The organism is Streptomyces sp. NPDC031265 (assembly GCF_055570295.1).
Genome location: NZ_JBVIHM010000010.1, coordinates 222,289 through 244,464, shown reverse-complemented (window position 1 = coordinate 244,464; position 22,176 = coordinate 222,289). Strand labels below are relative to the sequence as shown.

The 22,176-nt window shown below is 71.2% G+C and carries 24 protein-coding genes; 2 read left to right on the top strand and 22 right to left on the bottom strand.

Going from position 1 to position 22,176, the window contains the following annotated elements; all coding sequences use genetic code 11:
• Positions 1–95: 95 nt before the first annotated feature.
• Positions 96–1,040, bottom strand: coding sequence for a 30S ribosomal protein S2 (gene rpsB, locus ACZ499_RS18285; RefSeq protein ID WP_468405833.1), 945 nt, complete (start codon positions 1,038–1,040; stop codon positions 96–98).
• Positions 1,041–1,328: 288 nt separating this feature from the next.
• Between rpsB and ACZ499_RS18280 the strand changes: the two genes are divergently transcribed.
• Positions 1,329–1,943, top strand: a complete 615-nt coding sequence (locus tag ACZ499_RS18280) for a murein hydrolase activator EnvC family protein (RefSeq protein WP_468676103.1) — start codon at positions 1,329–1,331, stop codon at positions 1,941–1,943.
• A gap of 52 nt (positions 1,944–1,995) precedes the next feature.
• Here the strand turns inward: ACZ499_RS18280 and ACZ499_RS18275 are convergent, their stop codons facing one another.
• The 19 genes from ACZ499_RS18275 to proS form a co-directional block, all read right to left on the bottom strand.
• Positions 1,996–2,553, bottom strand: coding sequence for a TetR/AcrR family transcriptional regulator (locus tag ACZ499_RS18275; RefSeq protein ID WP_406347094.1), 558 nt, complete (start codon positions 2,551–2,553; stop codon positions 1,996–1,998).
• An 81-nt stretch (positions 2,554–2,634) separates the two neighbouring features.
• The gene (gene whiG / locus ACZ499_RS18270; RefSeq protein ID WP_361391881.1) at positions 2,635–3,477 is read right to left on the bottom strand and encodes an RNA polymerase sigma factor WhiG; all 843 of its coding nucleotides are present in this window, start codon (positions 3,475–3,477) and stop codon (positions 2,635–2,637) included.
• A 241-nt stretch (positions 3,478–3,718) separates the two neighbouring features.
• The gene (gene dprA / locus ACZ499_RS18265) at positions 3,719–4,855 is read right to left on the bottom strand and encodes a DNA-processing protein DprA (protein ID WP_468676141.1); all 1,137 of its coding nucleotides are present in this window, start codon (positions 4,853–4,855) and stop codon (positions 3,719–3,721) included.
• 341 nt (positions 4,856–5,196) lie between these two features.
• Entirely contained in the window at positions 5,197–6,813 is a 1,617-nt protein-coding gene (locus ACZ499_RS18260; RefSeq protein WP_468676101.1) for a YifB family Mg chelatase-like AAA ATPase, read from the bottom strand.
• Positions 6,814–7,206: a YraN family protein gene (locus ACZ499_RS18255; RefSeq protein ID WP_468405840.1), complete on the bottom strand. Its 393-nt coding sequence runs from the start codon at positions 7,204–7,206 to the stop codon at positions 6,814–6,816.
• Positions 7,203–7,328, bottom strand: a complete 126-nt coding sequence (locus ACZ499_RS18250; protein ID WP_468676099.1) for a hypothetical protein — start codon at positions 7,326–7,328, stop codon at positions 7,203–7,205. Before ACZ499_RS18250 ends, ACZ499_RS18255 begins: the two co-directional genes overlap by 4 nt.
• Before the next feature lie 24 nt (positions 7,329–7,352).
• Complete coding sequence (locus ACZ499_RS18245; RefSeq protein ID WP_003965949.1) at positions 7,353–7,661, bottom strand: DUF2469 domain-containing protein; 309 nt, start codon at positions 7,659–7,661, stop codon at positions 7,353–7,355.
• Positions 7,662–7,674: 13 nt separating this feature from the next.
• Complete coding sequence (locus ACZ499_RS18240) at positions 7,675–8,139, bottom strand: NUDIX hydrolase (RefSeq protein ID WP_468676138.1); 465 nt, start codon at positions 8,137–8,139, stop codon at positions 7,675–7,677.
• Positions 8,140–8,236: 97 nt separating this feature from the next.
• Positions 8,237–8,983, bottom strand: a complete 747-nt coding sequence (gene lepB, locus ACZ499_RS18235; RefSeq protein WP_468405842.1) for a signal peptidase I — start codon at positions 8,981–8,983, stop codon at positions 8,237–8,239.
• Between the two features lie 92 nt (positions 8,984–9,075).
• Positions 9,076–9,780 carry a signal peptidase I gene (gene lepB / locus ACZ499_RS18230; RefSeq protein WP_468676136.1) on the bottom strand — a complete coding sequence of 235 codons (705 nt, stop codon included), beginning with the start codon at positions 9,778–9,780 and terminating at the stop codon, positions 9,076–9,078.
• Positions 9,781–9,895: 115 nt separating this feature from the next.
• Entirely contained in the window at positions 9,896–11,245 is a 1,350-nt protein-coding gene (gene lepB, locus ACZ499_RS18225) for a signal peptidase I (RefSeq protein ID WP_468676097.1), read from the bottom strand.
• The gene (gene lepB, locus ACZ499_RS18220; protein ID WP_468676095.1) at positions 11,238–12,011 is read right to left on the bottom strand and encodes a signal peptidase I; all 774 of its coding nucleotides are present in this window, start codon (positions 12,009–12,011) and stop codon (positions 11,238–11,240) included. Before lepB (ACZ499_RS18220) ends, lepB (ACZ499_RS18225) begins: the two co-directional genes overlap by 8 nt.
• Positions 12,012–12,089: 78 nt before the next feature.
• On the bottom strand, positions 12,090–12,440 hold the full coding sequence (gene rplS / locus ACZ499_RS18215; RefSeq protein WP_385546403.1) for a 50S ribosomal protein L19: 351 nt from the start codon (positions 12,438–12,440) through the stop codon (positions 12,090–12,092).
• Positions 12,441–12,604: 164 nt separating this feature from the next.
• Positions 12,605–13,426, bottom strand: coding sequence for a tRNA (guanosine(37)-N1)-methyltransferase TrmD (gene trmD, locus ACZ499_RS18210; RefSeq protein ID WP_468676093.1), 822 nt, complete (start codon positions 13,424–13,426; stop codon positions 12,605–12,607).
• Positions 13,426–14,001 carry a ribosome maturation factor RimM gene (rimM, locus tag ACZ499_RS18205; protein ID WP_468676091.1) on the bottom strand — a complete coding sequence of 192 codons (576 nt, stop codon included), beginning with the start codon at positions 13,999–14,001 and terminating at the stop codon, positions 13,426–13,428. Before rimM ends, trmD begins: the two co-directional genes overlap by 1 nt.
• 151 nt (positions 14,002–14,152) lie before the next feature.
• Positions 14,153–14,392 (bottom strand): RNA-binding protein, encoded by a 240-nt coding sequence (locus ACZ499_RS18200; RefSeq protein WP_468676090.1) that lies wholly within the window; start codon positions 14,390–14,392, stop codon positions 14,153–14,155.
• Positions 14,393–14,394: 2 nt separating this feature from the next.
• A complete protein-coding gene (gene rpsP / locus ACZ499_RS18195; protein WP_266984282.1) occupies positions 14,395–14,835 on the bottom strand; it encodes a 30S ribosomal protein S16 in 441 nt (146 codons plus the stop codon).
• A 253-nt stretch (positions 14,836–15,088) separates the two neighbouring features.
• Positions 15,089–15,682 carry a hypothetical protein gene (locus ACZ499_RS18190; RefSeq protein ID WP_101390352.1) on the bottom strand — a complete coding sequence of 198 codons (594 nt, stop codon included), beginning with the start codon at positions 15,680–15,682 and terminating at the stop codon, positions 15,089–15,091.
• A 260-nt stretch (positions 15,683–15,942) separates the two neighbouring features.
• Complete coding sequence (proS, locus tag ACZ499_RS18185) at positions 15,943–17,355, bottom strand: proline--tRNA ligase (protein ID WP_468676087.1); 1,413 nt, start codon at positions 17,353–17,355, stop codon at positions 15,943–15,945.
• Positions 17,356–17,520: 165 nt separating this feature from the next.
• Here proS and ACZ499_RS18180 point away from each other — a divergent pair, with 165 nt between their 5' ends.
• Positions 17,521–18,363: a methyltransferase domain-containing protein gene (locus tag ACZ499_RS18180; RefSeq protein ID WP_468676085.1), complete on the top strand. Its 843-nt coding sequence runs from the start codon at positions 17,521–17,523 to the stop codon at positions 18,361–18,363.
• A 61-nt stretch (positions 18,364–18,424) separates the two neighbouring features.
• Here ACZ499_RS18180 and ftsH read toward each other — a convergent pair whose 3' ends face one another.
• Both ftsH and ffh read right to left on the bottom strand, forming a co-directional pair.
• A complete protein-coding gene (ftsH, locus tag ACZ499_RS18175; protein ID WP_468676083.1) occupies positions 18,425–20,341 on the bottom strand; it encodes an ATP-dependent zinc metalloprotease FtsH in 1,917 nt (638 codons plus the stop codon).
• A 197-nt stretch (positions 20,342–20,538) separates the two neighbouring features.
• Complete coding sequence (gene ffh, locus ACZ499_RS18170; protein WP_385546426.1) at positions 20,539–22,080, bottom strand: signal recognition particle protein; 1,542 nt, start codon at positions 22,078–22,080, stop codon at positions 20,539–20,541.
• Between the last annotated feature and the right edge of the window lie 96 nt (positions 22,081–22,176).

The window sequence follows — 22,176 nt, the reverse complement described above, 5'->3', positions numbered from 1 at the left end:
AACAAAGAACCAAGAAAGCTCACTGGGGCGGGGGGGGGGGGGCCCCCCCCCCCCCCCCCCCCCCCCCCCCACCGCCGAAGCGAAGACCGTGAAGGTCAGGCCTGCTCGGCGTCCGCGGCCGGAGCCTCGTCGGCCGGAGCCTCAGCAGCGGCCTCGGCCGGCTTCTCGGCGTCGGCGGCCGGAGCCTCGACAGCGGCCTCGGCCGCGGGGGCCTCAGCGGCGGGGGCCTCAGCCGCGGGGGCCTCGGCGTCGTCGGCCTTCTTGTCGCCCTCGAGCAGGTCGCGCTCCCACTCGGCGAGCGGCTCGCCGGCGGCCTTCTCGCCCGGCTTCGAGTCACCGGTGGCCGCGCCGGAACGGGCGATGAGGCCCTCGGCGACGGCGTCGGCGATCACGCGGGTGAGCAGGGTGACGGAGCGGATCGCGTCGTCGTTGCCCGGGATCTTGTAGTCGACCTCGTCGGGGTCGCAGTTCGTGTCGAGGATCGCGACGACCGGGATGTGGAGCTTGCGCGCCTCACCGACGGCGATGTGCTCCTTCTTGGTGTCGACGATCCAGACGGCGCTGGGAACCTTCGACATCTCGCGGATACCACCGAGGGTCTTCTCCAGCTTGGCCTTCTCGCGCGAGAGGACCAGGAGCTCCTTCTTGGTGAGACCCGAGGCCGCGACGTCCTCGAAGTCGATCTGCTCGAGCTCCTTGAGGCGCTGCAGACGCTTGTAGACGGTGGAGAAGTTGGTCAGCATGCCGCCGAGCCAGCGCTGGTTCACGTAGGGCATGCCCACGCGAGTCGCCTGCTCCGCGATGGCTTCCTGAGCCTGCTTCTTCGTACCGACGAACATGATGGAGCCGCCGTGCGCGACGGTCTCCTTGACGAACTCGTAGGCGCGGTCGATGTACGACAGCGACTGGAGCAGGTCGATGATGTAGATGCCGTTGCGCTCGGTGAAGATGAAGCGCTTCATCTTCGGGTTCCAGCGACGGGTCTGGTGACCGAAGTGGACGCCGCTTTCCAGCAGCTCCCGCATCGTGACGACGGCCATGGCCGTACTCCTTGAGGTACTCGGTTATCGCGGCTGCCGGGCGGCTGCCGCGCCTGACGCCCCGATGCGCCGTGCCCCGCACCGTGTGACAGGTGAAGGACCGAGAGGCGCGGCCAGTGGTCTGGACCACCAGCGGGGCGTGCGAAGTCGACCCGGTGACCCGGATCGCCACAAGAAGTGTACGGGACCCTCACCGTGCCGGGTGACGCCACTGTCCACAACCGGCTGGTTGTCCACAGCCCCGGCCCATGATCACCGCGAAACGCCGTACTTCGCGATGCTTCCTTCATGAACCGCACGGACCGCACGCACCGCACACCAGGCCGCCGCTGCTTACGCCGCGCCCTGCTCGCCCTGGGGGCGACGGGGCTGGCGGGGGCATCCCTGACGGCGGGCGGGCCGGTGGGGGCGCGGGGAGGAGTCGCGCCTGCGCCGGTGGCCTTGGCCAGGACCGTGGGGGCCCGGGGCTTGGCCGTCGGCAGGGCATGGCCCGTCCCCGGTCCACCGGTGGTCGTACGGGGCTGGGACCCCCCGGCCACGCCGTACGGCCCCGGCCACCGAGGCGTCGACCTGGCGGCGCCACCGGGAGGGGAGATCCGTGCGGTCGCGGCGGGCCGGGTGACCTTCGCCGGCCCCGTCGCGGGCCAGGGCGTCCTGACGATCACCCTGGACGGCTCCGGAAGTCCACCACTCCGGACGACGTACGAGCCGGTCCACACCCTCGTCCGCCCGGGCGAGCGCGTGTCGGCGGGTCAGCGGGTGGCGGTTCTGGACGCGGAACCGCCGCATTGCGGGGAGGAGGGGTGCCTGCACTGGGGGCTGAAACGGGGGGATGCCTATGTGAACCCGCTGGCTCTGGTACGTGGGGGGCATTCGCGGCTGCTGCCGGTGGTGGGGGGTTAGGGCCGGGGGGGGGGAGGGAGGGGGCGGGGGGGAGGGGGAGGCCCCCCGGGGGTCAGCCGACCACGCCTCGCAAGGCCATTCCTACCGCCGCGTCCGTGATCGCCGCCGGGTCTTCCGCCGCGCCGAGTTCGATGCGGCGGACTGCGGCGTCGACCACGCCCTGGAGGAGCATCGCGGCGAGGCGTGGCTGGGTGTGGCCCAGGTCGCCGAGGGCTTCCACGATCATGGCGATGAGGCCGCCGTGGGCGGCGCGGATCTTCTCGCGGGCGCCGGCGTCGAGCTCGCTGGCGGAGATGGCGACGACGGCGCGGTGGCGCTGGTCGCCGACGAGCTCCAGCTGGCGGCGTACGTACGCCTCGACCTTCTCCTCCGGCCCGGCGGCCTGCTGCATGGCGGCTTCGATGTCGGCCGCCCACTGCGGGAAGTCGACGGAGCAGAGCTCTTCGACGACGGCGGCCCTGGAGCGGAAGTACTCGTACACGGAGGACCGGGCGAGCCCGGTGCGCTCGGCCAGGGCGGGGAAGGTCAGGGCGTCGGTGCCGCCCTGGGACAGCAGGGAGCGTGCGGCGTCCAGCAGGGCGGCGCGCTGCATGGCGCGGTGCTCGGCCACTGAGGCCGCTCGAATCCTTGGCACCGCTCCACTGTAAGGCTGGGGCGGGATCCGCGGAGGGGCGATTTTCCGGGGTGGTGCTCAGCGGCCCACGTCGGCCAGTTTGGCCCGCAGCTGGAGGACGGACTTCGTGTGGATCTGGCTGACGCGGCTCTCGGTGACGCCGAGGACGTTGCCGATCTCGGCGAGGGTGAGGCCTTCGTAGTAGTAGAGGGTGACGACCGTCTTCTCGCGCTCGGGCAGCGTGTTGATGGCGCGGGCGAGCAGTCTGCGCAGCTCGCGGCCCTCGGCGACCTCGACCGGGTCGTCGGCGGCGGTGTCCTCCAGGGTGTCCATGAGGCTGAGCCGGTCGCCGCCCTCGCCGCCGCCGTGCAGCAGCTCTTCGAGCGCGACCACATTGGCGAGCGACAACTGGCTGAATACGGCGTGCAGTTCCTCGACCGCGATGCCCATCTCGGTCGCGACTTCGTTCTCCGAGGGCGTACGGCGCAACTGTGCTTCGAGGGTCGCGTAGGCGCGCTCGACGGCGCGGGCCTTCTGCCGTACGGAGCGCGGGATCCAGTCGAGGGCGCGGAGTTCGTCGATCATCGCGCCCCGGATGCGCGTGATGGCGTACGTCTCGAACTTGATGGCCCGCTCGATGTCGAACTTCTCGATGGCGTCGATGAGTCCGAAGACTCCGGAGGAGACGAAGTCGGCCTGTTCGACGTTGGGCGGCAGCCCGACACTGACCCGGCCCGCGACGTATTTGACCAGCGGCGAGTAGTGCAGGATCAGCTGTTCGCGCAGGCGCTCGTCGCCGCTGTTCTTGTACGAGCGCCACAGTTCGTCGACGGACGAGGGCGCCGGTGGTCGCACGGTGCCGCCGGCGCGGGCAGCGGGGGGAGCTGCCGTGCGATCAGACCCGGAGGTGTGCTGGGGCATTCGTTGCCTTGAGCCGTTCTGCTGTGACGTGAGCGGGGAGCTGTCTCTGCTGCGGGGTTCTCGTGAGCGTAGCGTGACCGGGCTGTTGCGGTGCGCAAACGTCGGGGGATCGGGCTTGCCCGGTGCGGGCGGCCGGTCGCGCGCGGGGGCGGGGGCCGTCGCGGGGTGCGTCGGCCCCGAAAGCGCTGGCGTGCGGCCCTCGGTGGTCATCGGCCTTACCTTTTCACCCGAATGCTCCAGGTCAAGCACCGCCTCGCCGCGTGCCGGGCGTACGGAGCGGACCAGACGTCAACCGCCAGCCGTCCTCTTCGCGTTCGACGAACCCCAGCGAGTGCAGTTCGTACAGCCTGCCGAGGGCTTCCTCGGGCGTGGTCGCCGCCTCACGGGCGATGTCCCGTACGCGGGATTCGCCATGGCCGGGCAGAGCGTCGAGTACGCGCGCGGTGGCGGGGGCGAGGAGGTCCCTGGGCAGGACGGGGCCCCGGCGTGCCGGGGCCAGTTCGCCCATCTCCCCCACAAGTTCGACGATTTCGGCGGCATCGGTGACCAGGGCGGCATCGCCGCGCAGCAGTTCGTGGACTCCGGCGGAGAGTCCGCTGGTGGCGGGTCCTGGTACGCCCATGGTGTGGCGGCCGAGCCGTTGGGCGTTGCGCGCGGTGACGAGGGAGCCACTGCGGTACTCGGCTTCGACCACGACGGTGCCCCGGGTGAGGGCCGCGATCAAGCGGTTGCGCTGGACGAACCGGCTGGGGGTTGGGTGGTCGCCCGGCGGCAACTCCGCTACGAGTACGCCCTGTTCGGCGATGCGGCGGATCAACCCGGCGTGGGCGCGCGGGTAGACGACGTCGACCCCACTGGCGAGGACGGCGATGGTGGCGCCTCCTGCCGCGAGGGCGCCGCGATGGGTGGCGCCGTCCACGCCCGCGGCGGCGCCGGAGACGACCACCCAGCCTTTTTCGGCGAGCCCGGCGCCGAGGGTGGCGCCCATGTGGGCGCCGTAGGGCGTACAGGCTCGGGCGCCGACCACGGCGACGGACCTCAGTGCCCATAACCGCAGGTCGGCCGGGCCTCGCAGCCAGAGCCCGACCGGGCGGGTGTCGCCCAGGTCGTCGAGCTGTCCTGGCCATTCGTGGTCTCCGGGGCAGACGAACCGCCCACCGAGCGCGGCCAGCGTGTCCAGGTCCCGCTCGGGCTCGGCGCCCGCCGCGCGTCTGCGGTACCCGGCGAGCCGCGCGGCGCTCACTCCGGTGAGCGGGCCGTCGGCATCCTCGGGCGAGGTGAGGCGCCGCATCAGCTCCACCGCCCCGTACGTGCGCAGCCATCGGCCGCCCCGCTCGTCCCCCGGCTCGATGACCCTGGTCAGCGCGGCCCGCGCCAGCCGCTCACGGTCGTCGCCGCCGGGGCAGCCCCGGGCCTGGCCGCCCTCGCCCGCGCCGACACTGCCGCCATCGCCGCCGACGCCACCGGCCAGTCCCTCCCCGACCAGACGCTCCTCGCCGACCGGCCCATCAGCCGCCCCGGTGGGCAGTCCCCCTGCTCGGCCGGGAAGAGGGTCGGGGACGAGCCCGGAGCCGGACAGGGCCCCAACGCCATGAGCAGGTCCGGAACCGAGGCCAGGCCCGGGGCCGGCAACAGCCCCGGAACCGGAACCCTCCCCAGCCCCGGGGCCACGGCCAAGCCCATCCCCAACTCCAGCCCCAGCCCCAGGCGCAGCCCTCCTCACCCCGCACCCCCCACCGGCAGCGGCGCACCCCTGGAGATGCCCGTTCTGAGCTCCAGGGCGAGCCCGATGTGGGTCTCGTCCGGGCGGTCGTCGCCGCAGAGGTCGGCGAGGGTCCAGGCGACGCGTAGGACGCGGTCGAGGCCTCTGGCGGTCAGCAGGCCGCGTTCCATGTCCCGTTCGGCCGCGGCGAGGGCTCCGGGGGCCGTGACCCAGCGGGTGCGCAGCTCGTGTCCGGGGACTTCACTGTTGGTGGTCCAAGGCGTGCCCTGGAGGCGGGCGACGGCCCGTTCCCTGGCAGCCAGGACGCGTTCGGCGACCAGCGCCGTGGTTTCGCCGCGTCCGCCTTGGGCGAGCAGGTCCTCGCGCCGGACCGGCTCGGCCTCCACGCGCAGGTCGACGCGGTCGAGGAGCGGTCCGGAGAGCCGGGCCTGGTAGCGGCGGATGACGGACGGGGGGCATTCGCAGCCCGCGCCGTGCAGCGTGTGGCGGCCGCAGGGGCAGGGGTTGGCGGCGAGGACCATGAGGAAGCGGGCGGGGAGGCGGACGACGCCCGCGCTGCGGGCGACGATGACGTGTCCGGCTTCCAGGGGCTGGCGCAGCGAGTCGAGGGCCTTGCCGCTGAACTCGGGGGCCTCGTCGAGGAACAGGACGCCCCGGTGGGCGAGGGAGACGGCTCCGGGCCGTGGCAGGCCGTTGCCTCCGCCGACGAGGGACTGCATGGTCGCCGAGTGGTGGGGTGCGCAGTAGGGGGCTTTGTGGACGAGGGGTTTGCCCGGGGGCAGGATTCCGGCGACCGAGTGGATCGCGGTGACTTCGAGGGATTCCTGGCGGGTGAGTGGCGGCAGGATGCCGGGGAGCCGTTCGGCCAGCATGGTTTTGCCGGCGCCGGGCGGTCCGTACAGCATCAGGTGGTGGCCGCCGGCCGCGGCGACTTCCAGGGCAATGCGGGCGGTGCGCTGACCGGCGACGTCGGCGAGGTCGGGCTGGCTGCCGGCGGCGTCGATGGAGAGGCCGGTGCCTACTCCGGCGCCGGGGACGACGAGTCCGGCGAGCATGGCGTCCGGTCTGCCCTGCTGGTCGGGTTCCTCCTCGGGCACGGGTTCGTCGGTGAGGACGGCGATGAGCTGGCGCAGGCTCCGTACGCCGAGGACGGAGATGCCGGGGACCAGGGACGCTTCGGCTGCGGTCTGTTCGGGGACGACGACCTGTTCGTATCCGGCCTCTGCGGCGGCGAGGACGGCGGGCAGGATGCCGCGCACGGGGCGCACCCGGCCGTCGAGGCCGAGTTCGCCGATCATCACCAGGTCGGCGAGCTCTCTTGGGTCGATGCGCTCGGCGGCGCCGAGGACCGCGCAGGCCACGGCAAGGTCGAAGCCGCTGCCGCCCTTGGGGACGGAGGCGGGGCTGAGGCCGACGGTGAGTTTCTTCTGGGGCCAGTCGCCACCGGAGTTGACGACGGCGGCTCTGACGCGGTCGCGGCTTTCGCTGAGGCTCTTGTCGGGCAGGCCGACGAGGGTGAAGGCGGCGACGCCTGGTTCCAGGTCGGCCTGGACTTCCACGACGACGCCCTCGACGCCGACGAGCGCCACGGAGCAGGTGCGGGCGAATCCCATCTACGCCACCCCCCGCACGTGTTCGGCGCGGGGGGCGCCGCGCTGGGGCAGGACGACGCCGACGAGGTCGATGCGGACGCCGCCGAGTGGCGGTCCTCCGTGGTCGGCCAGCCATCGCTCGGCGAGGTGTCTGAGCCGCTCGGCCTTGGCGGGGGTGACGGCCGCCATGGGGTGTTCGAACGGGCCCGCTCTGCGTGTCTTGACCTCGCAGACCACCAGCACGTCGCCGTCACGGGCGACGATGTCGATCTCTCCGGTCCTGCCGCTCCGCCAGTTGCGGGCGACCACTGTCATTCCGGCGTCGGCCAGCAGTCTGGCCGCCACGTCTTCGCCGTACTGCCCGAGTGCTCCTCGTGCGTTCATTTCGGCACCACCTCCGGCACCGACTGTCACGCACCCGCCGCCATCGAGTGGATCTTGGTGGACAGCCGGGCCATTGTGGATAACCCGGTCACCCGCACGGTGGACGCGGCGAAATCGGTGGACGCCCCGAACGCCGCAGAGGCCGTGAACACCGCGAGTGCCTTGGACGCGGAGGATCAGCCCCCCGGAAGCTCCAAGTCGCTCTTGTTGAGCTCCTCGATGTTCACGTCCTTGAATGTCAGGACGCGGACCTGCTTGACGAACCGGGCCGGCCTATACATGTCCCAGACCCAGGCATCCGCCATCGACACCTCGAAGAACACCTCACCCTGGACCGAGTGCACCTGCATCTCGTAGTCGTTGGTGAGGTAGAAACGCCGCTCGGTCTCGATCACGTATTTGAACAGACCGACGACGTCGCGGTACTCCCGGTAGAGCTTCAGCTCCATCTCGGTCTCGTACTTTTCGAGGTCCTCGGCGCTCATGGCATGTTCCCCTTCAGCCGTGCGTCCCCCTATTGTGCGTCAGCCCCCCGGACCCCTGGACGATTTCCGGAGCCAGGACCACCGGCGCACCCGGAGGACCTTCGTCGAGCAGCGTGCGCAGCAGCTCGGCGAGTCTGGTCGGGTACACCGTCTCACGGGCCGCCGACAGTTCGGCGGAGGTCCACCACCTCAGCCCCGTGGTACTGCGTTGTTCCAGCTCGGTGAGGGCGGTCGGCGCGGCCTCGGTCTGGGCGGTACGGGCCAGGAAGTACCACTCGTCCTGGTCCCAGCGGCGGCCGTCGAAGGGGAACGAGCACCTCCGGCGCCACAGCACCGGCCCCAGCTGCACGTCCGTGATTCCCGTCTCCTCGGCCAGCTCGCGCAGCGCCGCCTCGGCCCGGGTCTCGTCACCCTCCAGGCCGCCGCCGGGGGTGAACCACCAGGTGTCGTCGGGATTGTCCGGTTCGTATCCGTGCATCAGCAGAATGCGGTCCTGCGGATCGAGCAGCACGACCCGGGCCACCTTGCGAAACCCCGCCGCCTCGTTGCCGGGCTGCCCACCGGCCCCACCCGCCTCACTGCCCCCCAACCGGCACCTCCCGCCCCGCCGTCCCGCGCCGGCCAAGGCGTCGCGCCAGCGGTCCGTAGGCCGCGCCGACCACGATCAGGGCGGCTCCGGCGACCACCGCGCCCACGACCAGCGTGAGCGGGCCGGGCTGGGAGATGCCGCCCGGGAGCGCCTTGAAGCCCGTCGGACGCTTCAGCATGCCGTCCAGCGGCCACGCCACGGCGTCCACGCGCGCGCTGACGGCCGAGCGCGGCACCGAGCCGTTCGCCGCATCCTCCAAGTGCACCCGGGAGTCCAGCGAGACGTCGCGCTCGTCGCCGAGGAGGAAGAGCTGGTCCTTGGGGACGGTGGCGCTGAACTTGGTCGTGGAGGGGGCCGTGCCGTGCAGATACGGTTCGTCGACCGCCTGGCCGTTGACGGTCAGCTTGCCGCCCTGGTCGCAGCACTTGACGGTGTCGCCGCCGATGCCGACGACGCGCTTGACCATGGGGACGTCGCCCCAGACCTTGTCCTTGAAGATCACCACGTCGCCGCGCTTGACGTCAGCGCCGTCGATGCGCTGGGCGAGGACCCGGTCGCCCGCCTTGACCGTCGGGTTCATGGACTGGGTCGGCACCGTGTACGGCTTGTACTCGACGGCGCCCCAGGCGAACCCGCCGAGGAAGAGCACACAGCCGACGGCCACGGCCAGTCCCGACAGCAGATGGCCGAGACCTCGGCCGCGGCCGTCGTCCGTACGTCCTGTTCCGCTCATCCCAGTGCTCCTCCCCCGGTCGCCCGCGTCCTGCGCGGGCCCCGGAGATCGACGATCTGGGACGGCACCCTACCCGGCGGTATCCCGCGCGGTCAGCCCTTCCAGGTGAGGTCGGTGCCCTCGATCGCGTCACTCGGCCGGGTGAGCCGGCGGCGGCGCCACAGCACGAGCGGCACCGCGCCCGCGAGCCCCGCGGCCACCGGGGCCGCCGAGCCCATGCCGTTGAGGCCCTTCTGGTCGAAGGTGCCCGGGATGCCGAGCCAGTCGAGGCGGTTGAGCGGCCACGCGATGGTGAAGGCGCGGCCCACGACCTTGTCGTCGGAGACGGTGCCGCCGCCCGGCAGCTCCTGGTGGTAGCGGGAGTCCAGCGAGTTCTGGCGGTGGTCGCCCATCACCCAGATCCGGCCCTTGGGGACCTTGATCGGGCCGAACGGCATATCGTCGCAGGCGCTGTCGCCGGGGAAGATGTACGGCTCGTTCAGGGCGTGGCCGTTGACCTTGACCGGGCCGCCCTTCTTGCACTCCACGGTGTCGCCGCCGGTCGCGATGACCCGCTTGATCAGGTCCTTCTCCTCGGCGGACGGCATCAGGCCGATGAAGCTGAGGAACTTCTGCGCCACGTTGGGCTCGGCCGGCTTCTGGTCCTCCAGCCAGCCGCCCGGGTCGTGGAAGACGACGACCTCGCCGCGCTCGGGCGTGGAGCCGAACCACGGCGTCAGCTTGTCGACCAGGACGCGGTCACCGCGCTGGAGGGTGTCCTGCATCGAGTCCGAGGGGATCGAGAACGCCTGCACCAGGAACGTCTTGATCAGCAGCGCGAGGATCAGCGCGATGCCGATGAGCAGCGGCAGCTCCTTCCAGAAGGAGCGCTGCTTCCTGGGGATGGGGTCCGAGCCTCCGCCCGGCTCGCCGTCATCTCCCGAGCCGCCGTCGGCCGTGCCGCCACCACCGCTGTCGGCCTGAGCCTGTGCGGGAGAGCCGGCGTGCCGGTCCGGCCGCTCCTCGGGCTCGTCGTGTCCGGATCGTGCGCCGACCGCCAAATCCCCCACATCCACTCCTCACTCCGTGCCACCGCCCGCGCCGTGCCAGGCGCAGGCCCACCACTCCCATAACGAGCGGGAGTTCCGCAGGGCTCGGGGGCAGGATTGCTTCGTTCGATTTCGGGTCATCCGATATCGATTTATTTACTGCTACTTCACGTGATCTGCCGGGATCCGCAGCCGGATCCCGGGAGGACACCCTATGCGACGCACCGAGCGCGTTGTCCGACCTGCCGGGCGCGTCCGGCACCGAGCCGAATGTCCCTGGCTCCTCCAGCCACTTCCAGCGGTCGAAGGGCCAGCCGATGACGACGGCCCGCCCGATGACCCCGCCCTCGGAGACGGTCCCGTGGTACGCCTCGTTGAGGTGGAAGCGGGAATCGGCCGAATTCGAGCGGTGGTCGCCCATCATGAACAGTCGTCCCTCGGGCACCTTCACCTCGAAGTTGATCTCCGAGGGCGGGTTGCCCGGGTTCACATAGGGCTCGTCCAGGGGTACGCCGTTGACGGTGACCTTGCCGTTGGCGTCGCAGCACTTCACGGTGTCGCCGCCGACCGCGATGACCCGCTTGATGAGGTCCTGCTCGTTGTCGGAGGGCAGCAGCCCGATGAAGGTGAGGGCCTGCTTGACCTGTTTGACGACCACCGGGTCGCTGCCGCCGGTCGTCTTCTTCTCGTCCTTGAGCCAGCCGCCGGGGTCCTTGAAGACCACCACGTCGCCGCGCTGCGGCTTCGAGCCGAACCAGGGCGTGAGCTTGTCGACGAGCACCCGGTCGCCGATGGTGATCGTCTGCTGCATCGACCCGGACGGGATCACGAAGGCCTGGACGAGGAACGTCTTCAGTACGAGGGCGATGAGCACCGCCACCCCGACGAGTAGGGGTATCTCCTTCACCGCCGACCTGCGCCGGCGGCGCTTCACCTTCCGGGCGAGCCTGCGCCGGTCGGCCCGGCCCTGCTGGGCCCGGCGGCCGGGCGGGCGCCCGGCGGCGGCTGCCTCCGTGGGAGGCGAGGCGGGCCCGGACCGTTCCGAAGGGCCGTCGGGGCCGGCCGGTTCGGCCGTGGGCGCCTCGGGAGACGCGAACGCGCCGGGCTGCGGGGTGGACCGGGCGGCCGCTCTCGCTCCCCGCGTCGCCGCACGCGACGTCGGCCGGGTGCCGGTGGGCAGCGGCTGCTCGTCGGCCGGGCGGGGTGCCGAGCGCGGGCGTCCGCGGTTACCCATGGGCGCCGCCCGGTGCGGGCACGCGCGCGAAGGCGCCGGAGCCGCCGATCCCCGACCAGCGGCCGAAGGGCCAGCCGATCCAGTCGGCCCGCCCCACCACGTGGTCCACGGGCACCATGCCGCCGCCCGGGGAGCCGAGGTGGTCGCGGGAGTCGCTGGAGTGCGAGCGGTGGTCGCCCAGGACGAAGAGGGTGCCGTCGGGCACCACGATGTCGAACGGCACCTCGGAGGGGGTGTCGCCCGGGTGCACGTACTCCTCGGCCACCGGTGTTCCGTTCACCTGGACCCTCCCGCCCTTGTCGCAGCACACGATCCGGTCGCCGCCGACGCCGACGACCCGTTTCACGTAGACGTTCCCGGCGGACTCCGTCAGCCCCAGGGCCGCAACGGCTGAACGAAGGGCCCTGCCCACCGGGTTCCCCTCGGGCGCCTCGTCCGTGAAAGAGCCCCGGCCGTCGAAGACGACGACGTCACCGCGGGCCGGATGGCTGCCGAAGCGGTACGCCAGCTTGTTGACCAGGACCCGGTCGCCCACTTTCAGGGTGGGTTCCATGGAGCCGCTGGGAATCAGGAAGGGCTGCAGGACGAAGTGGCTGAGCAGCAGCAGGAAGAGCAGGCACACGGCGAACAGGGCCGCGGTCTTGCGCCAGGGCCCTTCCAGGTGGGCGGCGACGGCGGGAAAACGCGCGGAACGCGACCCCCGCTCCGGCCCCGGCTGGGGGGTGGAGGGGAGGTCGCGCTCCGTGTGCTGTGCTTCGGTGTCCATCGGGGGCAGAGCCTATCCGCCCGTGCTGTGGAACCGTGCGCGAGTGTGGTGGGCCGCAGCTCACCGCCGAGCCGGAGCTCAGTTGTCGCGCTTCTCCTTGATCTTCGCGGCCTTGCCGCGGAGCTCGCGCAGGAAGTACAGCTTCGCGCGGCGGACGTCACCGCGGGTGACGAGCTCGATCTTCTCGAAGATCGGGGAGTTCACCGGGAAGGTGCGCTCGACGCCGACGGAGAAGGAGACCTTGCGGACCGTGAAGGTCTCGGAGACGCCGGCGCCCTGGCGGCGGATGACAACGCCCTTGAACTGCTGGATACGGGAGCGGTTGCCCTCGATCACGCGCACGTGGACGTTGACGGTGTCACCCGGGCGGAAGGCCGGGACGTCGCTGCGGATCGCCGCGGCGTTGACGGAGTCGAGCAGGCTGGCCATGTTCTTCTGCTTCCTCGCCGATGCCACAGGTCATCAGCGGAATATCGTGATGGGGTTCAGGATGCCGTTCGCACCGGACCGCCGTGGGGCGACTCCCGCGTGCGCGGGGAACGCTTTGCCCTTCCCCCTGTGGCAGGGGCGTGGGCCGGGCGTACAGCAGCGGCTTATTCTTCCACGTCCTGGGGCCTGCGCCAAAATCGGCCGCCGGGCTCCGGGGCCCAGCCGAGGATGGACAGCACCTCGCGGTCCTTCTTGTCGAAGGCGGCGGGGTCGCAGCGCTCGATCAGATCGGGCCGGTTCAGGGCGGTACGGCGGAACGCCTCGTCCCGCCGCCAGCGGGCGATCTTGCCGTGGTGTCCGCTGAGCAGGACGTCCGGGATGCCGTGGCCGCGCCACTCGGCGGGCTTGGTGTACACCGGCCCTTCGAGGAGGTTGGCCATGGCGCCGGGGGCGAAGGAGTCGTCGCGGTGGGACTCTGCGTTGCCGAGGACGCCGGGCAGCAGCCGGGCCACGGCCTCGGTGATCACCAGGACGGCGGCCTCCCCGCCCGCGAGGACGTAGTCGCCGATGGACACCTCGTAGACCGGTATCCGCGTGGCGTACTCGTCCATGACGCGGCGGTCGATGCCCTCGTAGCGCGCGGGCGTGAAGATCAGCCACGGCTTCTGGGAGAGCTCGACGGCGAGTTCCTGGGTGAAGGGCCGTCCGCTGGGCGTGGGCACGACCATGACGGGGCCGTGCGCCCCCGCCTCGTATCCGTCGGCCAGCGCGTCGTCGAGGCAGGCGCCCCAGGGCTCGGTCTTCATGACCATGCCGGGGCCGCCGCCGTAGGGGGTGTCGTCGACCGTGTTGTGCCGGTCGTAGGTCCACTGCCGCAGGTCGTGTACGTGGACGTCGAGCTGCCCACGCGCGCGTGCCTTGCCGACGAGGGAGACGTTCAGGGGCTCCAGGTACTCGGGGAAGATCGTGACGACGTCGAGGCGCATCAGCTCTCGCCCCGGCTGTCCTCGGCGCCGCTCTCGTCCTCGTCGCGCGCGGAGGCGATCTCGGCCTGGTCGTCGATCAGACCGGGCGGCGGGTCGATGACGGCGCGCTGCTCGTCCAGGTCGATCTCGGTGACGATCTCCCCGACGAAGGGGATCATGACCTCGGTGCCGTCGGGCCGCTCGACGATGAAGAGGTCCTGGGACGGCAGGTGCGAGATCTCGGTGATCCGGCCGACCTCGGTGCCGTCGGTGAGGACCACGTCGAGGTCGATGAGCTGGTGGTCGTAGTACTCGTCGTCCTCTTCGGGGCGCTCGTCCGGGTTCACGTCGGCGATGAGCAGGGTGTTGCGCAGGGCCTCGGCGGCGGTCCGGTCGCGTACGCCCTCGAAGCGCAGCAGCAGACGGCCGCTGTGGACGCGGCCGGTCTCGATGGTGAGCGGCCCGGTGGAGGCCGGGTCGGTGGCCAGTACGGCGCCGGGGCCGAGCCGCAGCTCCGGCTCGTCGGTGCGCACCTCGACGGTGACCTCGCCCTTGATGCCGTGGGCGCGGCCGATCCGCGCGACTACCAGCTGCACGTCGTTCAACTTTCCTGTCGGGGCCTGCGGCTTCTCGGTGGCTACGGCTTCACAGGCGGCTGCGGGGGCTCCGCAGACGACTGCGGGCCGGGGCGGGCGCTATGGCCCTCCCCGGCCCGAGCCGGCGCATCTGGTAAAACAACCAACTTTGTCAGTGGGCCTGGTCCACGTCGACGAGGTCGACGCGGATACCACGGCCACCGATGGCGCCCACGACGGTACGCAGGGCGCGGGCGGTGCGGCCGTTGCGGCCGATCACCTTGCCGAGGTCTTCGGGGTGGACCCGGACCTCCAGCACGCGCCCCCGGCGCAGGGTGCGCGAGGCGACCTGCACGTCGTCGGGGTTGTCGACGATGCCCTTCACGAGGTGCTCAAGAGCCTCCTCGAGCATGCTCAGGCCTCGGTCGACTCGGCGGCGTCGGCCGCAGCCTCGTCCGCCTTCTTGTCAGCCTTCTTGGCCTTGGGGGTGATGGCCTCACCCTTGGCGTCGTCGCCCTCGAGAGCCTTGGCGAACTCGTCGAAGGAGCGGCGCTTGCTCTCCTTCGTCTCCGGCTGCAGCAGCGGCGCGGGGGCGGGGAGGCCCTTGTGCGCCTGCCAGTCACCGGTCAGCTTCAGGATGGCGAGCACAGCCTCGGTGGGCTGGGCGCCGACGGACAGCCAGTACTGCGCACGCTCGGCGTTGACCTCGATGCGCGACGGGTTGTACGTCGGGTGGTAGATACCGATCTCTTCGATCGCGCGACCGTCACGGCGGGTGCGGGCGTCGGCGACGACGATGCGGTAGTGCGGCTGGCGAATCTTGCCGAGGCGCTTGAGCTTGATCTTGACTGCCACTGGAGTGGTGTCTCCTGGTCTTGACGTGGTTGGGCACAACGGGATGCCACGTGGGGTTGCGGTACTCGGGGTGCCCGATGGACGCGTCAGCCGGAGGCGAGAGGGTTCCTGTGCGGCTGTCGAGTACAGCTAGCCATTGTGCCACATGCCGGCGCCGGGCACGCCGGGGGTCCGTGGGGCACCCCCGGGCGGCGCACCAGCACTGTGTCCGCCTCCCGGCCCGCGCCGCCCCCGTCCGGCGACCGGCCCGGCATCAGCTCGCCGCGGCCACGACCTCGGGGATGCGGAAGGGCTTGCCGCAGCCGCCGCAGACGATCGGCGCCTGGGCGAGCACGGACGGGACGACGCGCACGTTGCGGCCGCAGTCGCAGACGGCCTTGACGCGGACGCCGCCGCCGGAGGAGCCGTGCCGTGCCGCCGGGCCCCGGAAGGAGCGCTTGGTGTCGGCGGCGGTGGCCACGGTGTGTGCTTTGAGGGCGCGCTGCAGCCGCTCGATCGTCGGCCGGTAGCGACGCCTCGCCTCGGGGTTCAGCGCGACCAGTGAGAAGCCGCTGCTGGGATGCGGCTCCTCGGGATGGTCGAGGCCGAGCTCCTCGGCGATGGCCAGGAATCTGCGGTTGTGGTACCGCCCGGCCCGGGATGTGTCGCGGACACCCCGGGCGGCGGCAATGCCGTGGACTGCCTCGTGGAGCAGTCGCTCGAAGGAGAGCTCGGCGCCGCAGGCGGACGAGGACTCTCCGATCAGGGACTCGGGCGCGGCAAGGTCAGGCAGCTCGGGGTGGTACCGCTGAATATCGGCCCACGCCTGCGCCAGCTCTGCGGCGAGAACAGGTGGTGTCGTGCTCACGTCGTGACAACGAGCCGGAGTGCCCCGGTGTTCCTATTCCGGGGCATCCCAAATAATTTGCACGTACCCGTCAGTTGCCGTTGATGCGTCCGGACGAGGGCGGGTGCGCTGATCTGCGGAGAAGCCTCACAGCTCACACCAAGGTAGTACGTAGCGGCGCGTACGCCCCGGCGCGTAGATGATGTCAACACGCCGGGGTTCCAGAAATCAGCCGGTACGCAAGAGGCGTTTTCGGCCGACCGGAACAGGCCGCCGGCCGCTCAGTAGGAGCGGGCCACGATGGCGACCGTACCGGGGGCGTCGTCGGCCTGCGGGACGGACCCGTCCTCGGCGACCAGACACCGTACGGACACGGCCTGCTCGGCGAGCTTGGCCTCGCCCTCGGGGCCGAGGGTGGCCCACGGGATGCGCGCCCAGCCGCCGGCGGTGGCCGCCTCGGCGGCGTCCTCGATGGTGGTGACCTCGCTCGTACGGGACTCGCGGCGCTCGCGGGACTCACGCAGCAACTGCGCCTGGTCCTCTTCGAGGACCTTGGGCAGCAGTTCGCCGAGCGCGTCGATGGAGACGGGCTCCTTGCCGCCGGGGATGCGGCGGGCCAGCATCGCGGTGCCGGCCTCCAGGTCGCGCGGGCCGATCTCGATGCGGACCGGAACGCCCTTGAGCTCCCAGTCCACCGCGCGGCGGCCGAAGGGGGTGTCCACCCGGTCGTCGACCTGGACGCGGATGCCCAGCGCCTTCAGGCGGTCGCCGAGCTCGCGGACCTTCGCGACGGCCTCGTCGCCCTTGATCGCCATGACGACGACCTGGACGGCGGCGAGCCGCGGCGGCACGCGCAGGCCGTTGTCGTCGCCGTGCGACATGATCAGACCGCCGACCATGCGGGTGGAGACGCCCCACGAGGTCTGCCAGACCAGCTCCTGCTTGCCGTCCTTGGACAGGTACTGGGTGTTGAAGGCCTTGGCGAAGTTGGTGCCCAGCTCGTGGCTGGTGCCCATCTGGAGGGCCTTGCCGTCGCCCATCATGCCTTCGAGCGTGAGGGTGTTGATGGCGCCGGCGAACCGCTCCTTGGGCGTCTTGCGGCCCAGGACCACGTCGATGCCCAGGACGTTGACCATGAAGTCGGCGTAGACGTCCTTGTGGATGCGCGCCGCGTAGTCGCGGGCGTCCTCGTAGGTGGCGTGCGCGGTGTGGCCCTCCTGCCAGAGGAACTCACTCGTACGGAGGAACACGCGCGGCCGCATCTCCCAACGGACCACGTTGGCCCACTGGTTGATGAGCAGGGGCAGGTCGCGGTAGCTCTGCACCCACTTCGAGAAGTAGTCGTTGATGATCGTCTCGGAGGTGGGGCGCACCACGACGGGCTCTTCGAGCTCCTTGCCGCCACCGTGGGTCACCACCGCGAGCTCGGGCGCGAAGCCCTCGACGTGCTCGGCCTCGCGGGTCAGGTAAGACTGGGGGATGAACAACGGGAAGTACGCGTTCTGGGCGCCCGCGTCCTTGATGCGTGCATCCATCTCCTGCTGCATCCGCTCCCACAGGCCGTAGCCGTACGGTCGGATCACCATGGTGCCGCGCACCGGACCGTTGTCCGCGAGCTCGGCCTTGTTGATCAGATCCTGGTACCAGCGGGGGAAGTCTTCCGCCTGGGGCGTGAGAACGGGTGCCTTTGCCATGGCGCGAATGGTACGGGCCCGGCGGCCCCGAACGTGAATCGCCCTCCCTCTGGACGCGATGGCGGATGCGGAGTTCCCTGGCATACGGGGGGAGCGCGACCGCACGTCTACGGGGGCTTTCCATCAGCGCACGGCTGACCTCTTCTGCGGATTGGGGCGCTTTCCATGACACCTACGCTCGTCCGGCACCAGTCCCCCTCGGCCTCCGCCCCACCCGCGCAGGCGTGTGCACGCGCGCGTGACTGGGCGGAGATCCAGGAGCGGATGCTGGTACCGCTCTACGAAGCGGTGTACGAGCGGCTGGAGGTGGGACCCGGCACCCGGCTGCTCGGCCTGGGCTGCGGCTCCGGGCTCGCCCTGTTGATGGCGGCCTCGCGCGGCGCGCGCGTGACGGGTGTCGACACCCGGCCGGAGCGGCTCGCGCTGGCCCGTGGGCGGCTGCTGCCGGAGGGGGTGTGGGGGCGCGCCGGGGATCGCGACGCCCGGGTCCTGGAGGGCGGTCCGCGCGCGGCTGCCGATCCGTCCGGGGCCCGCTACGGCCTGGTGACCGCCTTCGAGCCGGTCGGCTGCGCGGCGGGCGACGCGGACGGTCTCGTCCCGGCCCTGGAGGCCGCGGTGCGGCTCGCCGAGCGCGGCGCCGCGGTGGTGCTGGCCGGCTGGGGTCCGCCGGAGCGGTGTGCCACCTCGGGTGTGCTGCGGGTCGCGGCCCGGCTCACCGACGCGCCCCGCTGGCGGCCGAGCCTGCGCGACGACCTGGAGGACCTGGCGTCGCGGGCGGGTCTGAGGCCCGACGGGTCGGGGCGGGTGGCGTGCCCGTTCGGCTACGCGAACACGGACAGCGCGGTGCGCGGGCTGCTCTCGACGGGCCTGTTCGACGCGGCGGCCAGGGCCACCGACCAGGGCCAGGTCGAGAAGGAGGTGGCGGAGGCGCTGCATCCGCATCTGCGCCGGGACGGCACGGTGTGGATGCCGAACGTGTTCCGCTACCTCATCGCGCGTACGCCGTAGGGCTCCGGGGCTCGCGGACTCTTCACCTACGCGCGCGTAGGGGCTCACGGCCCCGCGCCGCTCAGGGCTCCGTCTTCGCCAGGCGCGGGATGCCCGCCGCGCGGTACGCGGCCTCCTCCTCCAGCGTCTCGTTCTGGAGCAGCGCCTCGGCGAGGGCGTCGAGCTTGGGGCGGTGCTCGCGCAGCAGGCGGCACGCCTCGGCGTAGCACTCGTCGACGATGCGGCGCATCTCGGTGGCGATGGCGTCCAGGGTCTCGGGGGCCGCGGCGAGCCCGTACGCCTGCTGGGCGTCGCTCGGCAGGGCGGTGAGGGGGCCGATCTTCTTGCTCATGCCCCAGCGGGCCACCATGCCCCGGGCCAGGTTGGTGACCTGTTCGAGGTCGTTCTCGGCGCCCGTGGTGACCACGTCGAAGACGACGTGCTCGGCCGCCATGCCGCCGAGCGCGCCGATGATGCGGCCGCGCAGATAGTCCTCGGTGTACGCGTACTTGTCAGCGTCCGGGGTGGAGAGCGTCACGCCGAGCGCCCGCCCCCGGGGCACGATGGTGATCTTGCGGACGGGGTCGGCGCCGGGCTGGAGCATGCCGAGCAGGGCGTGGCCGCTCTCGTGGTAGGCGGTGCGGCGGCGTTCCTCCTCCGGCATCACCAGCGGCCGCTCGGCGCCGAGTTGGACCTTCTCCAGGGCGTCGGAGAGATCCGACTGGGTGACCTCGCTCTGGCGGCGCTTGACGGCGAGCAGGGCCGCCTCGTTGGCCAGGTTGGCGAGTTCGGCGCCGGTCATGCCGGGGGTGGTGCGGGCCATCTGGGCGAGGTCGACGTCGTGGGCCATCGGGATCTCACGGGTGTGGATCTTCAGGATGGATTCGCGGCCGCCCCGGTCGGGCGGGCTGACCTGCACGATCCGGTCGAACCTGCCTGGCCGGGTGAGTGCCGGGTCCAGGACGTCGGCCCGGTTGGTGGCGGCGATGACGACGACGCCCTCGGATCCGGAGAAGCCGTCCATCTCGGTGAGGATCTGGTTGAGCGTCTGTTCGCGCTCGTCGTGCCCGCCCATCCCGGCGCCGCCGCCGCGCACCCGGCCGATGGTGTCGATCTCGTCGATGAAGATGATGGCGGGGGCCACCTTCCGTGCCTCGGCGAAGAGTTCGCGTACCCGCGAGGCGCCCACGCCCACGATCATCTCGATGAACTCGGAGGCCGACGCGGAGAAGAACGGCACCCCCGCCTCACCCGCCACGGCCCGTGCGAGCAGGGTCTTGCCGGTGCCGGGCGGGCCCGCGAGCAGTACGCCGCCGGGCATCCGGGCGCCCATCTTCCGGTACGCGGCGGGGTTCTTGAGGAAGTCCACGACGTCGTTGAGTTCGCCCTCGACCTCGTCGATGCCCGCCACGTCCTCGAACGTGGTCCGCTTGTCCTCGGTCAGCTCGACCGGCTTGGGCGGCGCCTTGCGCCCCAGCATCCCGCCGCCGAGACGGGCGCTCATCCGGCGCGCGATGAACAGCCACAGGACGACCAGCAGGAGCATCGGCGCGAGCGAGATCAGCAGGTTGGCAAGGAAGCTGCGGTGTTCGACGACCGGCTGGGCGGTGACCGTGACGCTCTGTCTGGTCAGCTGCGACCACAGGTCGTCGTCGGCGAACGTCGGCCGCTGGGTGGTGAACTTGGTGTACTTGTCGCTGCCCCCGGGCACCGTCTGCGAGCTCTTGAGCTGGCCCTGGATGGCGTCGCCCTTGGAGTAGATCTTCTCCACGTTGCCGGCGGCGACCTGCTTGCTGAACTCGGTGTACGACAGCGTCGGCTCGTTGCCCTCGTCGAAGAACGACAGGATCAGATTGGTGATCAGGTAGACGACGAGCGCGGCGAGGATCAGGCTGCCCCAGCCCCCGGGCATCTTCCGCTTCGGCGGGGGCGGCGGAGGCGCGCCCTCGGAGCGCCACGGCTGGTCGGTGCGATCTCGTGGGGGGACGGGAGTGGGCACGCTGCTCTCCTCTGGCCTGTACGGCGATTATCGGAGAGTGGGCGGAGCGGGGCATTCCGGGTGGGCCGAAGGGGCCGTCCGGGGGCCCGCCCCCGGATACGCGGAAGGGCCCGCGGCCTGTACGGCTCGCGGGCCCTTCCGGTGCTGCGTCGAACGTCTCGTACGTACGAAGTACGTAGTACGTACCCGAACGGACGTCAGCCCATGAACTTCTTGAACGCGTCCGGCAGTTCGAAGTCCTCGGGGACCTGCGCGGCGGCGGGCAGACCCGCGGGGCCCTGCTCGCGGCGCTCGGCGGCCGCCTGCTCCTCGGCCTTGCGCTTCATCGGGTTGCCGCTCTTGCGCTTGCCCTTGGCCTGCTTGACCTGCTTCTTCTGACGGCCGGGGCCGCCACCCATGCCCGGCATCCCCGGCATACCGGGCATCCCGCCGCCCTGGGCCATCCGCGACATCATCTTGCGGGCCTCGAAGAACCGCTCGACCAGGTTCTTGACCGCGCTGACCTCGACGCCGGAGCCCTTGGCGATACGGGCGCGGCGCGAGCCGTTGATGAGGTGCGGGTCCTGGCGCTCGCCCGGGGTCATCGACTTGATGATCGCGGCGGTGCGGTCCACGTCGCGCTCGTCGATGTTGTTGATCTGGTCCTTGATCTGCCCCATGCCCGGGAGCATGCCGAGCAGCTTGGAGATGGAGCCCATCTTGCGGACCTGCTCCATCTGCGCCAGGAAGTCGTCGAGCGTGAAGTCCTGGCCCTTCTTCGACGCCAGCTTGGAGGCCATCTTCTCGGCCTCTTCTTGGCTGAACGTCTTCTCCGCCTGCTCGATCAGGGTGAGCAGGTCACCCATGTCGAGGATGCGCGAGGCCATGCGGTCCGGGTGGAACGCGTCGAACTCGTCGAGCTTCTCGCCGTTGGAGGCGAACATGATCTGCTTGCCGGTGACGTGCGCGATGGAGAGCGCGGCGCCGCCCCGGGCGTCGCCGTCGAGCTTGGAGAGCACCACGCCGTCGAAGCCGACGCCGTCACGGAAGGCCTCCGCGGTGTTGACCGCGTCCTGGCCGATCATGGCGTCGACGACGAAGAGGATCTCGTCCGGGCGGACCGCGTCGCGGATGTCCGCGGCCTGCTGCATCATCTCGGAGTCGATGCCGAGGCGGCCGGCGGTGTCGACGACGACCACGTCGTACTGCTTCGACCGGGCGTACTCGATGGAGTCCTGGGCGACCTTGACCGGGTCGCCGACGCCGTTGCCGGGCTCCGGCGCGTAGACCGCGACGCCGGCGCGCCCGGCGACGACGGAGAGCTGGTTGACGGCGTTCGGCCGCTGCAGGTCGCAGGCGACGAGCAGGGGCGCGTGGCCCTGGCCCTTGAGCCACTGGCCGAGCTTTCCGGCGAGGGTGGTCTTACCGGCGCCCTGGAGACCGGCGAGCATGATCACCGTCGGGGCGGTCTTGGCGAACCGCAGCCGGCGGGTCTCACCACCGAGGATGGTGATGAGCTCCTCGTTGACGATCTTGACGACCTGCTGGGCGGGGTTGAGCGCCTGGGAGACCTCGACGCCGGACGCGCGCTCCTTGACCTGCTTGATGAAGGCACGCACGACGGGCAGGGCGACGTCGGCTTCGAGCAGGGCGATACGGATCTCGCGTGCCGTGGCGTCGATGTCCGCCTCGGACAGGCGGCCCTTGCCCCGGAGGTTCTTGAATGTCGCGCTGAGGCGGTCGGAGAGGGTGTCGAACACGGTGGTCGCGGATCCTCGGCTCGTAGGGCGGTCGGGTGAACGCCCCCCAGGGTATCCCGGCGGACGTTTTCCCCACCCCGCCCCGTTCCCTTAACC

Coding starts and splice junctions, on each gene's coding strand:
- rpsB (WP_468405833.1), bottom strand. CDS start 1,040: ATGGCCGTCGTCACGATGCGGGAGCTGCTGGAAAGCGGCGTCCACTTC.
- ACZ499_RS18280 (WP_468676103.1), top strand. CDS start 1,329: ATGAACCGCACGGACCGCACGCACCGCACACCAGGCCGCCGCTGCTTA.
- whiG (WP_361391881.1), bottom strand. CDS start 3,477: ATGCCCCAGCACACCTCCGGGTCTGATCGCACGGCAGCTCCCCCCGCT.
- ACZ499_RS18260 (WP_468676101.1), bottom strand. CDS start 6,813: ATGGGATTCGCCCGCACCTGCTCCGTGGCGCTCGTCGGCGTCGAGGGC.
- ACZ499_RS18245 (WP_003965949.1), bottom strand. CDS start 7,661: ATGAGCGCCGAGGACCTCGAAAAGTACGAGACCGAGATGGAGCTGAAG.
- ACZ499_RS18240 (WP_468676138.1), bottom strand. CDS start 8,139: ATGCACGGATACGAACCGGACAATCCCGACGACACCTGGTGGTTCACC.
- lepB (WP_468405842.1), bottom strand. CDS start 8,983: ATGAGCGGAACAGGACGTACGGACGACGGCCGCGGCCGAGGTCTCGGC.
- lepB (WP_468676097.1), bottom strand. CDS start 11,245: ATGGGTAACCGCGGACGCCCGCGCTCGGCACCCCGCCCGGCCGACGAG.
- lepB (WP_468676095.1), bottom strand. CDS start 12,011: ATGGACACCGAAGCACAGCACACGGAGCGCGACCTCCCCTCCACCCCC.
- rplS (WP_385546403.1), bottom strand. CDS start 12,440: ATGGCCAGCCTGCTCGACTCCGTCAACGCCGCGGCGATCCGCAGCGAC.
- trmD (WP_468676093.1), bottom strand. CDS start 13,426: ATGCGCCTCGACGTCGTCACGATCTTCCCCGAGTACCTGGAGCCCCTG.
- ACZ499_RS18200 (WP_468676090.1), bottom strand. CDS start 14,392: ATGCTCGAGGAGGCTCTTGAGCACCTCGTGAAGGGCATCGTCGACAAC.
- proS (WP_468676087.1), bottom strand. CDS start 17,355: ATGGCAAAGGCACCCGTTCTCACGCCCCAGGCGGAAGACTTCCCCCGC.
- ACZ499_RS18180 (WP_468676085.1), top strand. CDS start 17,521: ATGACACCTACGCTCGTCCGGCACCAGTCCCCCTCGGCCTCCGCCCCA.